Source organism: Bacillus sp. SN32, from assembly GCF_002837495.1.
In the GTDB taxonomy this organism is placed as follows: Bacteria; Bacillota; Bacilli; order Bacillales; family Bacillaceae; genus Bacillus; species Bacillus subtilis.
This window is the reverse complement of record NZ_PJCT01000001.1, coordinates 337,071-351,227: the sequence shown is the minus strand read 5'-3', so window position 1 is coordinate 351,227 and position 14,157 is coordinate 337,071. Positions and strand designations below refer to the sequence as shown.

Annotated in this window: 14 protein-coding genes and 1 pseudogene; 5 read left to right on the top strand and 10 right to left on the bottom strand. The window is 44.4% G+C overall.

Annotation, left to right across the window (positions count from 1 at the left end; translation table 11 throughout):
* Positions 1 to 36: 36 nt before the first annotated feature.
* The 5 genes from CW370_RS01950 to CW370_RS01930 form a co-directional block, all read right to left on the bottom strand.
* Positions 37 to 1,416 (bottom strand): MFS transporter, encoded by a 1,380-nt coding sequence (locus CW370_RS01950; RefSeq protein WP_024571371.1) that lies wholly within the window; start codon positions 1,414 to 1,416, stop codon positions 37 to 39.
* 67 nt (positions 1,417 to 1,483) lie between these two features.
* On the bottom strand, positions 1,484 to 2,905 hold the full coding sequence (gene uxaC, locus CW370_RS01945) for a glucuronate isomerase (protein WP_024571372.1): 1,422 nt from the start codon (positions 2,903 to 2,905) through the stop codon (positions 1,484 to 1,486).
* A 196-nt stretch (positions 2,906 to 3,101) separates the two neighbouring features.
* On the bottom strand, positions 3,102 to 4,280 hold the full coding sequence (locus CW370_RS01940; RefSeq protein ID WP_003232765.1) for an NAD(P)/FAD-dependent oxidoreductase: 1,179 nt from the start codon (positions 4,278 to 4,280) through the stop codon (positions 3,102 to 3,104).
* Between the two features lie 39 nt (positions 4,281 to 4,319).
* A complete protein-coding gene (locus CW370_RS01935) occupies positions 4,320 to 4,742 on the bottom strand; it encodes a DUF1641 domain-containing protein (protein ID WP_003220510.1) in 423 nt (140 codons plus the stop codon).
* A gap of 388 nt (positions 4,743 to 5,130) precedes the next feature.
* Positions 5,131 to 5,628: a cupin domain-containing protein gene (locus CW370_RS01930; RefSeq protein WP_024571374.1), complete on the bottom strand. Its 498-nt coding sequence runs from the start codon at positions 5,626 to 5,628 to the stop codon at positions 5,131 to 5,133.
* Positions 5,629 to 5,754: 126 nt separating this feature from the next.
* Here CW370_RS01930 and CW370_RS01925 point away from each other — a divergent pair.
* The 3 genes and pseudogenes from CW370_RS01925 to CW370_RS01915 all read left to right on the top strand — a co-directional run bounded on the left by CW370_RS01925 (position 5,755) and on the right by CW370_RS01915 (position 8,351).
* Positions 5,755 to 6,727, top strand: a pseudogene (locus CW370_RS01925) (DMT family transporter).
* Positions 6,728 to 6,846: 119 nt separating this feature from the next.
* Positions 6,847 to 7,599 carry an ABC transporter ATP-binding protein gene (locus tag CW370_RS01920; RefSeq protein WP_024571375.1) on the top strand — a complete coding sequence of 251 codons (753 nt, stop codon included), beginning with the start codon at positions 6,847 to 6,849 and terminating at the stop codon, positions 7,597 to 7,599.
* Positions 7,599 to 8,351 carry an ABC transporter permease gene (locus CW370_RS01915; RefSeq protein ID WP_024571376.1) on the top strand — a complete coding sequence of 251 codons (753 nt, stop codon included), beginning with the start codon at positions 7,599 to 7,601 and terminating at the stop codon, positions 8,349 to 8,351. The genes CW370_RS01920 and CW370_RS01915 overlap by 1 nt, the downstream gene beginning before the upstream one ends.
* Before the next feature lie 44 nt (positions 8,352 to 8,395).
* Here the strand turns inward: CW370_RS01915 and CW370_RS01910 are convergent, their stop codons facing one another.
* Positions 8,396 to 9,211 (bottom strand): uroporphyrinogen-III synthase, encoded by an 816-nt coding sequence (locus CW370_RS01910; RefSeq protein ID WP_024571377.1) that lies wholly within the window; start codon positions 9,209 to 9,211, stop codon positions 8,396 to 8,398.
* Between the two features lie 173 nt (positions 9,212 to 9,384).
* Here CW370_RS01910 and CW370_RS01905 point away from each other — a divergent pair, with 173 nt between their 5' ends.
* Positions 9,385 to 9,573, top strand: a complete 189-nt coding sequence (locus CW370_RS01905; RefSeq protein WP_003232781.1) for a hypothetical protein — start codon at positions 9,385 to 9,387, stop codon at positions 9,571 to 9,573.
* Between the two features lie 40 nt (positions 9,574 to 9,613).
* Here the strand turns inward: CW370_RS01905 and CW370_RS01900 are convergent, their stop codons facing one another.
* Both CW370_RS01900 and yjiB read right to left on the bottom strand, forming a co-directional pair.
* Complete coding sequence (locus CW370_RS01900; RefSeq protein ID WP_024571378.1) at positions 9,614 to 10,792, bottom strand: glycosyltransferase; 1,179 nt, start codon at positions 10,790 to 10,792, stop codon at positions 9,614 to 9,616.
* Positions 10,793 to 10,814: 22 nt separating this feature from the next.
* Positions 10,815 to 12,005 (bottom strand): monooxygenase YjiB, encoded by a 1,191-nt coding sequence (gene yjiB / locus CW370_RS01895; RefSeq protein WP_029946349.1) that lies wholly within the window; start codon positions 12,003 to 12,005, stop codon positions 10,815 to 10,817.
* A gap of 389 nt (positions 12,006 to 12,394) precedes the next feature.
* On the opposite strand from yjiB, the gene CW370_RS01890 reads away from it, so the two are divergent.
* Positions 12,395 to 12,673: a hypothetical protein gene (locus CW370_RS01890; RefSeq protein WP_003232791.1), complete on the top strand. Its 279-nt coding sequence runs from the start codon at positions 12,395 to 12,397 to the stop codon at positions 12,671 to 12,673.
* A gap of 30 nt (positions 12,674 to 12,703) precedes the next feature.
* Here CW370_RS01890 and CW370_RS01885 read toward each other — a convergent pair whose 3' ends face one another.
* Entirely contained in the window at positions 12,704 to 13,321 is a 618-nt protein-coding gene (locus tag CW370_RS01885) for an NUDIX hydrolase (RefSeq protein WP_101169462.1), read from the bottom strand.
* Between the two features lie 91 nt (positions 13,322 to 13,412).
* Complete coding sequence (locus CW370_RS01880) at positions 13,413 to 14,003, bottom strand: DUF4352 domain-containing protein (RefSeq protein WP_024573123.1); 591 nt, start codon at positions 14,001 to 14,003, stop codon at positions 13,413 to 13,415.
* Positions 14,004 to 14,157: the final 154 nt, after the last annotated feature.

Below are 14,157 nucleotides of genomic sequence, written 5' to 3'. Positions count from 1 at the left end.
TTACAAATTATTTTAAATATTCTTTATATTATATTGTCAGCTCTTTTGATGAAGATCCTGAACGATCTGAGCATGCTGCTGGTCTGTGAGTTTATAAAGAAAGCCGATAATGATCATCGCTAATGCCAAAGCAATGGCCGGATACAGAAGAAGCAGCGCTTTGATGCCAATCAGCGCCTGTGCTGTCTGGACTGCATTCGGCACATAGCCGATAATCCCCAAACCGATCCCCGAGAGAAAACCAGACAAAGATTGAGCAAGCTTTCTTGAGAAATTGAAAAGTGAATATGTCGTTGCTTCCTTCCTTTCACCGGATTTCCATTCGCCATAGTCGATAATATCGGAGACAAGAGCCCACGTGATGCCATTTGGGATACTGATTCCGATAAAGGCGATACTGGCGAGAATTGTAAACACATAAACGTTCGATGGAAGCATAAAGTTGATCAGATCCGCGGCCACACTGATGCCGAAGCCGATCATTGCCGTTCGTTTCTTTCCAAACATCTTGACGAGCTTTGGAAGGAATACGACGCCCAAAAAGGAAGAACCGATAATTATGAAGTTCATATAAGCCATTAATTCAACATTGCCCAGGTTATATTGTGCGAAATAGACTAGCATGGCGGATTTAATGTTGTATGCGGAAATTGAAAAAATCGTCATCAGGACAAGGGTTAACAGCGGTTTATTTGTAATAAATGTTTTGACGACAGATGAGAGTGTTAATTTTTCTTTGGGTGCTTCCGATATGACAATGCGCTCTTTGCAGTTGCGATAGCAAATATAAAACCAAATCACACCGAGTGCGGCGAACAAGCCCATGACCACCGGGTAGCCGACCTTCGGATTATCAAACTTGACGAGCAGCGGCATCACGGCCACACTTGTGATAAACAAGGCGCCAAGTGATCCGATTTGGCGGAACGTCGAAATGGAGGTCCGGTCCTCAGAATTTTGAGTCATCGCTGCCCCTAATGAGCCGTACGGAATATTCACAAACGAATAGCCGATGCCCCAAATCATATAGGATGCATATGCATAAATCAGTTTTCCTGTCGTTGATACATTGGGAGACAGAAAAATAAGAACAGTAAGCACTGCTAGCACGATGCTGCCAATTAATAGATAAGGCCTGAATTTCCCCTGTTTGCCGATGTTTTTGCGATAATCGATTGATGAGCCGACAATTGGATCTGTTATCGCCGCAAACAGCTTACTGACTAAAAAAATGCCGCCGGCCATCGCAGCCGGGATTCCCGCTACATCAGTGAAATACTTCAATAAATAAATCTGGCCGAGATCAAACATAAAACCGTTGCCAAAATCACCAAAACCATAGGAAATTTTCTCTTTTAATGAAAGCCTTTTTTCCGTTTCGACCGACACAACCTTATTTGCCAGTTCAGTTCGCATGTTCCACCTCTGTGTCTTAAGAATTTTCGGATAGTGATCCGCTCAGCGATACTGAGCGGACACTTTGTTACACGTTTGCTTTCTCTTCTTGAAATTGAAAGTAGTGTTTCGCATTGTCATAGCAAATCCCCTGAACGATGCTTCCCAGAAGCTCCATATCGCGCGGCACTTCGCCGTTTTCCACCCATTCTCCAATCAAATTGCAGACGATCCGCCTGAAATATTCGTGGCGCGTATACGAAAGAAAGCTTCTGGAATCGGTGAGCATGCCGATAAAACGGCTGAAAAGGCCAACGTTTGATAACGCTTTCATTTGGTCGAGCATCCCGTCTTTAGTATCGTTAAACCACCAGGCTGTGCCGAATTGTATTTTTCCCGGGGTAATACCGTCCTGAAAACTGTTGATCATGCTGGCGATGACATAGTTATCGTTTGGATTCAGTGAATATAAAATCGTTTTCGGCAGCTGGTTCTTCATCTCAACTGAGTTCAGCAGCTTGTATAAAGGCTTCGCAATTTCTTCATCGTTCATAGAATCATAGCCTGTATCAGGTCCGAGCCTCTTCATCATTTTTGTATTCGTGTTTCTTAAAGCGTTGATATGAAACTGCATCGCCCAATCGAGCTCCGCATACAAACCGCAAAGAAACTGAAGCGTATATGTCTTAAATTTCTTCTCATCTTCAGCAGAAATCTCTGTTCCTTGTAATCTGTCAGAAAAAATCCGTCCAGCTTCTTCTTTTGTTGTTTCGGCAAATACCATTGAATCTATCGCGTGATCAGAAACTCTGCCGCCGGCTGAGTGGAAGAATCGCACTCGTTTTTCCAACGCCTTTAAAAACGCATCATAGGTTGTAATGGATATGGCCGCGGCATCTTCAAGCGCCTGCACCCACTCAGGAAAGCCTTCACGATTGATCTCAAGTCCTTTATCCGGCCGAAATCCAGGCAGCACGCTGACAGGAAAGTCTTTGTCTTCTTTTAACAATAAATGGTATTCAAGAGAATCGACAGGGTCATCTGTTGTACACACGACCTTTACATTTGATTTCACGATTAAATCCCTTGCCCCGAAGCCTTCCCCTTTGAGCAGTTCATTTGTCCGTTTCCATATAGCCGGCCCGGACTTCTCGTTTAAAATCTCATAAATGCCAAAAAAACGCTGCAATTCTAAGTGAGTCCAGTTGTAGAGCGGATTACCGATCGCCATCGGTACAGTTTTCGCCCAAGCCATAAATTTCTCCTCATCAGGCGCATCTCCGGTGATGTATGTCTCCTCAATTCCATTGGCTCTCATGATGCGCCATTTATAATGGTCACCATACAGCCAGGCTTCCGTGATGTTTTGAAATGTCTTATTTTCATAGATTTCTTTCGGACTTAAGTGGCAGTGGTAATCAATAATTGGCATGTCTTTCGCATAATTGTGATAGAGGCTGACAGCGGTTTCATTTTTCAATAAAAAGTTTTCGCCCATGAAGGGGTCCATGTCCTCACCGTCTTTCATTCTATTTCAAAATGTTAACGTTAACATTTTGATTTGTATCTATTTTACCTTTATATTCCTCTGGGATCAATCTCTTTTTAAAAATGAAATGTTAACGTTGGCATATAAACAAAAAAAAACATTGCCAGAAAGCACTCAGAAAGGAGCGCTTTTGGCAATGTCAGATTCATAAAAAGGATTAGTAAGCCAGGCTGAAAAGTCCTTTAATGTGTGTTAAGTAGCGTACGTTACTTGCTTCTTTCATCAAGGAAGCAGGAAGACCTTTAAGCGGTGTAGAATTTGCACCAATGATGGCAACCGCGTCTTTGCGTCCAAGGCTTGCAAGTGTACCAGAGTTTACTGGCTTGAATGTTTCAAGCGTTTTGCCTTCCAGGTAAGCGAATAGGTTGTAACCGATCAGCTCACCCATTTGCCATGCGATTTGTGCAGTTGGCGGGTATGGACGGCCGTCTGGACCGAAATAAACTGCGCTGTCTCCAGCAACGAATACATCTTCATGAGATGTAGATTGCAGGAAGTCATTTACAGTCGCGCGTCCGCGGTTCACTTCTAGACCTGATTCACCGACTAATGGGTTACCTTGTACGCCGCCAGTCCAAACAAATGTGTTGGCAACAACTTTAGATCCGTCTTTCAGATCAATTACGTTTCCTTCTACATTTGTAACAGGAAGACCTGTTAAGAACTCAACGCCGCGTTTTTCAAGGCTTGCAGTCGCACGCTCGATAAGATCATCCGGAAGAACAGGAAGAATTTTCGGACCTGCTTCAACAAGTTTCAATTTGATTTCTTTATGGTCTACGCCGTATTTTTTCGCAAGGTTCGGCATGATGTCAGCAAGCTCACCAACAAGCTCAACACCTGTTAAGCCGCCGCCGCCGATAAGGATTGTTGCATCTGCTTCGTTTTTCGTTTTAGAGTACTCGCGCACACGATCTTCAACATGTTGGAAGACTTTGTTTGCATCAGCAGCAGATTTCAATACCATGCTGTTTTCTTCAAGACCTGGGATGCCGAAGTAAGCCGTTACAGAACCGAGACCTACAACAAGCGCATCGTAAGTTAATGTAGAACCGTCAGCAAGCGCAACTTCTTTTTTATCAACAGAGAAAGAGCTTACTTCCGCAATTTTAAGATCAATGTCTTTGCCTTTGAAAAGTTTTTCTAATGGCATTGCAACCGCTTTTTCAGACACGTTGCCTGCAGCAAGGCGGTGTAATTCCGTAATGATTTGGTGAGTTGGGTATTTGTTTACCACTGTCACGCGTGCTTGTTCTTTTGTGTAATGTTTGCGAACTGTTAGAGCAGAAAGAACTCCGCCATAACCAGCGCCTAGAATGACAATATGTTTTGACATCGTATATCCTCCGTCCTTTATATCAATTTGAATCTGAGATTATTTTTGGTTTTCGCGTTCGTTCATGACTTCAAGGTAGCTGTTAGCAAAACGGAACAGCTTTTGAGCTTGAGGATCTTTCAGCATGCGAAGAAGGCCGAAAAGTCCAATTGTTTCGTTGCTTGCTTCCGCGCGGTCTTTTGCTTCAATCGCAGTCGCAGCTACTTCTTTCGCTGTTTCTTTTACAGGCTCGAGAATTTCAGTGATCGCACCGACTGTGTCGCTCTTTAACACTTCGTCAGTCGCTACAGACTGAGCGAAATCATAAGACTTCGTTAAAATATTCACTAACTCAGTCAGCTTCGGAAGCTGGTCAACTAAAACAGTCAATGATTCTTGAACTTCTGGCTTTAATAGCTGATCAATAAGATCTTGCTGGCTTTGGCTGACAGACGCATTTGTTTGATCGATTGTTTCTGGCATATCCAATTCTCCTTTACTATAAGCAGTTTGCTGATTTTTTTGGAAAGGGTAGTGCCTCTCCCTGTCTCACGCTTTTAAGGCATAAGAATAAGGATTGTGAATTCGTGCACAATCATTTACAAAAATAAATGTTTACTACCCAGTTTTTCATCTTGCCATATTCAGTATTATTTTTATCTAAAAATAAACAATTGAATAAGTCAAAATCCTTTACTCTCTCTGAAAATAGCAAACACAAAAAACTCCAATTCGATTACCTTCTATATGATAACACTTTTTGAACAAAATTTGAACGTGAATTGCTTCGATTATGAAATTAATTTATATGGAGCTCATGTCATAACGTTTCTGCGGCACTAGTTATTGACAATCCATCAATTTCTCCCCTTCACTTTACCCATATTTCCAATAGAGGCTCTCTTTTTCCTGTGATCGGATCATTCGCCGGCAACGCCGCCTGCTTAATCTGTTTGACCGCTTCCTCCCGCTCATTCGGCTTCCCCGTCTTCATATCATACTCAACGCCTCCGGGATAGGCGCCAAGGACAGTAAAATCGGGGCTTGAGCTGAGCTTTTTATGTCCGACTCCGGCTGGAATCACGACTGCGTCGCCTGATTTAAAAGGGATGGCAGCCCCTTTTTCTCCCCCAAACTGAATCACAGCTTCTCCCCTAAGGGCAATCAGGACTTCATGCGTATTGCTGTGATAATGATGGTATGGAAAAACACTCCCTGACCAGCTGTTTGACCAGCCATGCCGGGTGACGATCCGCTCTGCCAGTCCGGTGTCCTTAAGCGCGTTTTGATACACCACGAGCGGAAAATCAGGGTGATTCGGAATCCTGCCGTCATCCGAAAATAAGTATGTCTGTGTCTCTCTTTCCATCAATTTCACCTCCCTTTTTTGTCTTCCACACATTGCGGTTCGCAAAACATGATGTTTTTCTCATGATTCCATTGATCTGCATGATACCGAATAGTATAAAAAAATAATGCCAGAATGAGGGATATCATGAAAGCTATCGTTATTGGAATATTGGCTTCACTCTTTTTCGCCGTTACCTTTATATTAAACAGAGCGATGGAGTTATCCGGAGGCAGCTGGCTTTGGAGCTCTTCGCTGCGCTTTATTTTTATGGTGCCGTTTTTATGTTTGATTGTCATCATGAGAGGGACATTCACGCCTCTCTTACTAGAGATGAGGAAAAAGCCGTTTTATTGGATCAAATGGAGCTTCGTCGGCTTCGTGCTTTTTTACGCGCCGATTACATTTGCGGCTGCATACGGTCCGGGGTGGCTCATAGCCGGAACCTGGCAAATTACAATTGTAGCTGGGGTGCTCTTATCTCCTTTGTTTTATGTCAAACAAGATATGCCGGGCGGTCCGCAGCTCGTTCGGCAAAAGATTCCCTGGTTTCACTTGGCACTTCTATGATCATCCTGATTGGAGCGGCTCTGATTCAGCTTCAGCATGCAGAAGCGCTTTCTGGGAGGATGCTGCTTTTCAGTGTGCTGCCGGTTGTCATTGCGGCTTTTGCCTATCCGTTAGGAAACCGAAGAATGCTCGAAGAATACGGAGGCCGGCTTGATACATTTCAGCGCGTGCTTGGAATGACATTGGCAAGCCTTCCATTCTGGCTTATATTAGCAGCTTACGGCTGGTGGTCAGATGGCCTTCCACAGCAAGTCAAACCGTTCAATCCTTATCGTTGCCATCAGCTCAGGCATCATTGCGACGGTTTTATTTTTCTGGGCCACTGATATGGTAAGAGACAATCCTCAAAAACTCGCAGCTGTTGAAGCCGCTCAATCCGGTGAAGTGATTTTCGCGCTGCTTGGTGAAATTGTTCTGCTGTCAGGCGTTTTCCCATCTCTTTTATCATTTGCCGGTTTATTCATTATAATAGCAGGGATGATGTTACATACCTTCGCTTCACAGCCGAGAAAAACCGAAAAAGAAAGCACAGTCAAATCTGACTGCGTAGCATCTGCAGGAGAATGGGTGAAAGCCTGTTCTCCTTTATTTGTGCTACCAAAAGGGATCTGTTTCACGTTATAGTTAAATATAATGTCAGCCTACTTATATTGAAAGGTGATTATTGTAATGGAAGCAAACGATCAAACACAAAACATACCAGCCATCTCCTTCAGATCAGTCAGAAAAAGCTATAAACAAGATGGACAAACCTATGATGTGCTGCAGGATGTCACCGGTGACATTCAACAGGGTGCAATCGTAGCCGTTTTAGGTCCTTCCGGCTCAGGCAAAAGCACCCTCCTTTCTATGTGTAATTTAATGAGAACGCCTGACAGCGGCGAAGTCAACATATACGGAAAGGAAATCAGAGAATGGAATGTCAATGAGCTGAGGCGAACGGCAGCCCTCGCGTTTCAATCGGCTCCCGTGCTCGACGGGACAGTGCGTGACAATTTAAGTCTTGTACAAAGGCTGCATCAATCCCAGCTGTACTCTCCTGAAAAGCTGGCTTCTCTTGCAGGGCTGCCGCCAGAGCTGTTAGACAGAAGCGCCAGAGACTTATCGGGCGGGCAGCGGCAAAGACTGTCACTGGCCAGAACGCTCTCAAATCCTTCCTCCATTCTATTGTTGGACGAAATCACGTCGGCCTTGGACCCGGTTTCTGTTCTTGAGATTGAAGAACTGATCAAACGTCAGCATCAAGAGAAAAAATGGACAGTCATGTGGGTCACTCATAATATGGAGCAGGCAAAACGAGTAGCCGATACCATTTGGTTTATGGCAGATGGCCGGCTGCTTGAAATCGCTGAAACCGAAACATTTTTCTCCGCTCCGCAGCATGAAGCAGCGAAAGAATTTTTGAAGGGTGGGACCCGGTAATGGATTACCTTTCTCTCTCTTTAACGATGATCTTTGTTTTGCTCGCCTTGTTTTTATCAAAATCCTTTAAAGCCGGTGTAGAAAAAGACATGATCATCGCCACCATCCGAGCCGCGGTGCAGCTGCTTATCATCGGTTATGTTTTGTCGCTGATTTTTCGCGGAGACCACCCTGTTTTTATCCTGCTGATGGTGCTGTTAATGCTCGCGGTGGCGGCGCAAAATGTCATCAAGCGAAAGAAAAATGCAATCGGTTCGTTTTGGAGGGTGTTTGCCGCGTTAGCAATCGTAGAAATTGTGACGCAGGGAATTCTGCTGTCTCTTCATATCATTCCGCTTACGGCACGATATGTCATTCCGATCAGCGGGATGGTCATTGGAAATTCGATGGTGCTCTCAAGTTTGTTTCTAAACCGGCTCAACTCAGAAGTCGGCGTTCGCAAAGAAGAAATTCAATTAATATTGTCACTTGGCGGCACACCGAAGCAATCCATACAGCGCATTCTTACTTCAGCGATGAAAATGAGTATGATCCCGACGCTCGAAAGCCAGAAAACACTGGGTCTTGTCCAGCTTCCCGGCATGATGACTGGCCAGATTCTAGCCGGCGCGGACCCGATTCAGGCAGTACGCTTTCAGCTCTTAATCGTGTTTACAACGATGGCCTCAGCCGCGCTGACTTGTGTAATCTTAAGCGTGCTGACATACCCATCATTATTCACCGTTCATCAGCAGCTGAAGCAGAATGAATGACAGACAAAAGCCGCTTTCCGAGGGAAAAGCGGCTTTTGTACTTGTTATTCCTTTTCTTCATAATACTTGGCCAGCTCAACAATCATCGCACCCATCCGCTCAATCTCTGGCGCAAGCAGTCTCGTAATGCCCTCTTCCCGCAGTGCTTCAGCAGTCACTTTTCCGACAGCAGCTGCGATGGCGCGTTCTTCGAATACCTTCTTCACTTCATTGATATAACCTCGCCCCTTAGCAAAATCAAACAGGGAACGAACCTGAATGGCCGTTGTAAAACAAACGGCATCGACCTCACCGTTCATCAGCTCTCGGCATAACCGCTCCACCGTTTCCTCCTCCGGCGGGATGTGCTGATAAGGCAGAATCGTCAGCACAGACGCGCCTTTTTCTTCAAGAAATGCCTTGAGAGCCGGCGCTTTTTCGCCATGAAGCTGCACCATGACTGTTTTTCCTGAAAAGTCGTGAGGCTCCAAAGAACAGATTAAGCCTCTTGTTGTCCCGTCTTCATCCGAAGCTTCCGGTGTGATCCCAAGCTTTTTCAGCGCAGACAGCGTTTTGTATCCCCTGCATGCCGCTTTCGCTTGGCGAATGGCCTGCAGAAACTCATCTTTCAGTCCAATTTTCTCTGCCACATCAACAAGAGTCTCCAGCCCGATGCCTGTCGTGAAAATGACCCAGTCAGCTTTTTTTCCCTCCACAAACGTCCGCAAATCCGGCTCCACCTGCTCCTCTGCTAAGTAAACTGTACCTTGGAGAGGCCGGATGACAGGTATTCCGCCCTGTTTTTCAATGATTGTACTGATTTCTTCCGTTTTTCGTGAGCCACCGATTGCCACGCGTTTTCCAAGTAACCCTTTTCCCATACCCGTTTCCTCTCCTCTTTGCATAGGCTTTTTATGTATACAAGCTTAATAAAGCTATTTTGGCGCAAACCAAGGGAGAAATCAAGATAAACCCAAACCTCTAAAATCCATTGAATACGCCGGAAGCTTGCTGTAAGATAAACAGCAGACACGTCTTGTAACGGAGGATCGACATGGAAACAAAAAAAGAAGAATATGAAACAAAAGGCTACGATACATCGATCGTTTATGAATTCAATGAATATCCGGACGCCCGCAGCGGGCGCTGCGACAACTGTGATTACACACTGTTCAAAAGCTCTGTAAAAGGCGGAAAATTTCTTAGAGAATGCCGGAGATGCGGGATGAAAAAAAATATTTAAACAGAAAACCGAAATCAAATTGATTTCGGTTTTTATGTTTTTACTGCGGGACAGCGGATTTTTTCATAAACGCTTCAATCTCAGCTGCCGCACGCTCCGCTCCGCCAGCTTCTTTTACATCCTTTTGCATATTCTTGACGCGGCTGAGCAGCTCTTGATCACTGGATACAGCCTGAACCGCTTCCTGCAGGCTGGAAACAGTCACTTCCTCTTTCGGCAAATAAACGCCAAGGCCTAATTCATCAACCCGATTTGCAGTGAGCTCTTGCTCATACATTTGCGGAATGACGACAAGCGGCACACCTGCGTTCATCGCTTCCATCGTACTGTTCATCCCGCCATGAGAGATGAACAAATCAGCTTTCTCTAACACCTCAAGCTGCGGCACACTTTGGCGAATGGTAAAGTTAGCAGGAATATCCTCCAAGCTTTCTGGATCAATCGTTTTCCCAACCGACATGATCACTTGCCATGAAGAATCCCGAAATGCCTTGATGCACATCTTGTAAAATTCCGGCCATGCGTTAAACGCCGTACCCAAAGAAATCAGCATAAGCGGGCGATCATCCTTGTCAATCAACAGGCCTTCTTGTTCCTTTCGTTCTCCGAGAGAGGGGCCGACAAAACAGAAACGGTCATCGAACGTCTCATGCTGAATCTGAAAAGACTTCGGCATAAAGACAATATTTAATGCTTCCGGCACAGCTAACTGTTCAAATGAAACAGCCGGCAACTTCTCTTGTTCCAAGTAGGCTTTAAATTCAGCCTCTGCTTCTTTTATTTTCTTCAGCATGTCTTCATTTCCTAACTGAAAGGATTCATTTTGGGCATATGACGAACAGAGCTTAATGACCGGAACATTAAGCTTTTCAGCAAACAATTTACCAGCCAGCGCAACAAAGTCATAGATGATCAGATCAGGCTGATCATCCTTATATAACTCCTCAAGCTGCGGCAGAATGCTGAGTGATTCTTTCAAAAGGCTGAGGGGCGCGTCATTCTTTTCCATCATCTCCCTGATTTGCTTAGGATCAATATTCAAGGATGTATGATAGATCCATGCTTCTCCACCGGCTTGCTGAACAGCGGGCGCAAACTCCTCAGTCGTCGCGTACGTGACACGGTGCCCTTTCTCACAAAGCTTCTCTACTAAAGCAAGCGTAGGATTGACATGTCCGTACGCCGGGATATTGATCATCGAAATATGGTACTTTTTCATGAATCTCCAGTCTCCTTATCTATTACATTTTCACACGGAAGCTCTTTAATCCGTATATCACACTGTTTTCAATCGGAGTGATACTGACGCATTCCATATGAGGAAAAGCAGAAATCAAAGACGTTAACGCGATATTTGCTTCAAGACGGGCAAGCGGAGCCCCAAGGCAAAAATGGATGCCATGACCAAACGCAATATGCGGATTGGGATGGCGGTGGATATCAAACATGTGCGGCCTGTCAAACTTCGCTTCATCACGATTTGCCGATGCCACAAACGCCAAAACCATATCACCTTCTTTAATCAGGTGCCCCCCGATCTTCGTATCCCGCTTGGCAATGCGCCTCAAAACCGGGGCCGGCGCTCTGAAACGTAAGGCTTCCTCCACTGCCTGAGACATCAGTTCAGGATGGCTGCGCAGTTCCTCGTAAACGCCTGGCGTTTCTAATATGCTGTACATCGCATTTGAAATCAGGTTTGTAGTGGTTTCATTTCCGGCCACCAGCAGCAGCGTGCAAAACGGAATCAGCTCTTCACCGGACAGCTTCTCGCCTGTTTCTTCCGCTTCCACTAAAATAGAAATAATATCCTGTGCCGGTTTGTTTCGCTTTTCTTCTATGATGCCGGCAAAAAACGCAGCCAGTTCTTCCTCACACTTATCTCGTTCTTCCAAAAAGGCTTTTTCAGCTTCTTCACTTTTATCCTTCGGTGTACTGACCAGAAGATCAGACCATGCTTTAAACTGTTCCATATGCGCTGAAGGCACTCCCAGCAGCTCAGATATCACAATAACCGGAAGCGGATATGAAAAATCGTGAACAAGGTCAAACTCACTGCGCCCCTGAAATTTTTGAATCAGTTCATCTGTGATTTCTTGAATTCTCGGTTCCCATTGCTTCATCACGCGCGGAGTGAAGGCTTTATTCACTACTGAACGGATTTTTGTATGCTTCGGCGGGTCCATGTTAATGATGGAATTTCCAATAGAGCTTGTCTGCTGCGGCATGTAACTGGAAAACAGCTCTTTATCCCCAACAACTTTTTTGACATCATCATAAAGAAAAACGCTCCACACTTGGTTTTCTTCATCAAAGGAAACAGGCGCATCCTTTCTCATCGATTCGTACCATGGAAACGGATGATACGCATCCTGTTTGTTTTTCCCATTGAGCAGCGCTCGCTGCAAGGCTTGCCGGCGGTTTAACACATTCATGTATGGTCACTCCCCTTGAAAGAATCAGGAATTAATGTTCCACTTCACCTCCCGCTTTCGAAAAAGAGAGGGACTAGCACAAATAATTAAATTGATAACAGCAGGCAGGCGATCACGATGTTTGATGCAGGCATCATATATTCCCCCTCGAATTTCGTTCATCTTACCATAATCTTTCAATTTTTTTCTATTCTGCACTGCTGTTTTGGTTCACAACGTGACCTTAGGCATAAGCACGCAAAGCCAATATGGATTCAATTGCACCGCTCCGCTCAAAAAACGCCTCTGTTTTCAACCAAATGCACTAACTCCAAAAATGACTTTCCCATTATGTAAAATAAGCTGATTCTATGATTAAATAGAAGGTAAAAGGTGAAGGAGAGAACAACGTGGCAGCACAGACTGATTACAAAAAACAAGTTGTCGGCATCCTACTTTCACTTGCATTCGTACTGTTTGTGTTCTCTTTTTCTGAGAGACATGAAAAACCGCTTGTTGAGGGAAAAAAACAGGAAAACTGGCATACTGTCGTCGACAAAGCCTCTGTCAAAATTTATGGCAGCCGATTAGTTGAAGAAAACAAATTAAAGCAAAAACTCGGCCATAAACAAGCCGATTCTATTTTGACCCTTCTGAAACTCGCCAACGAAAAACACATTACATTATAAAAAAGAAAGAGCCCATAGGCTCTTTCTTTTTTAGTCAAATATCGTTTTCATGTCCGGATGGCGCAAAAAGTCAAACAGCATGCTAAGCTGTGAGGGGGTGTTTCGTTTTGGAGAAAGCGGCGGGAGTCTGTCTTCCGGAAAAAAAGCGGCATGATTCGTCTCAATCCCTGTTTCCCCCTGCCCGCCCGTAATGCTGCATGCGATGAAGATTTTATAATAGTGATAAGGCTGAGGGGGATGGGAGTGTTTATGGCTGTCTAGCACGGCCAGCAATCGAGACGGCTCTGTATCGTACCCCGACTCTTCTTTGATTTCCTTGACGACGTTTTCAGCTGGCGATAAACCAATCTCGCAAAATCCACCCGGCAGCGACCACAGCTCATCATGCTTCTCCCGGACAAGCAAAATCTGATTCTCTCGGAATACTGCGCCGCGCACATCCGCTTTCGGTGTCGGATAGCCGCTCTCCCTTTTCCATAAATCAGTGATAACTTCAATGTCCGTCTGTGAGTAATCCGCCATCATTTCCGCGCTGAGCTTCATTAGCTCTTCGTACCTCTCCCTGTCGTACACATCCTTGGAAAAAGCAAGCCCCGCCTGTGCGATCGCCCGAATCCGCTGTGCCCGTTCCAGCCATTTGGTTTGCATAATCGATCACCTCACTACCATTTTATACCATAAGTCTCTTTAAAATAAAAAAGCATGCCCCAATCTTCCGGTGACATGCTCAAAAGATACCTTAATTCAATTTTACCAAATATGTAATATCCTCTGTTTCAAAATTTAAAAATGATGGATTATATGATAGAGTAAGGTTTTTTTCTCCTTTTGGAATCACAAAACTGACTGTGCCTGTTACCTTTTTACCCGAGGCTAACTTTCCTGATTTTAGGCTTGTTTTCAGGTCAGCAGTAGATACTATGTTTGCTCTGATCGATTGATCCTTGCTGTCTTTCAATTCAAAACCGCCACTCGTATAATTGAAAGGCTTGTCGCTTGTATTTTCGATCGATACCTCAGCTATTAAAAATTCTTCCTTTTGATTTATTGTTTTTTCTTTATCTCCTATTTTCGCCTTATATTCACCTTGTTCTGCCGTCGTATATACTTTATTGACCGAGAAATTTGTGCTGGAAGCTTTAAAAGTTTCGCCTACTTTATGCACCTTTTCGTCCGTTTTGGTTTCGTTTTTATCCTCTGTTTTCTTTTCCGTTGCTGTTGCTTCTTTCTTTGCTGTCTTTTGCTCAGCTGACGCATCACTTGACTTGCTGCACGCAGAAAGCGCAAAGCCAATCGCTAGCACAAACAAAATGAATAATGCTTTTTTCATTGCTGTTCCTCCATCTAAAGTAATCGTTTTCTATTATAATCACGCTTTTCCTTTTCTTAACAGAGAACAAAGTAACAAATTACTCTATCATTTCCAGTCATATTATAGGTCAGCCAATGATATAGATATCTATCCTCTACTGAAAAAATACTGG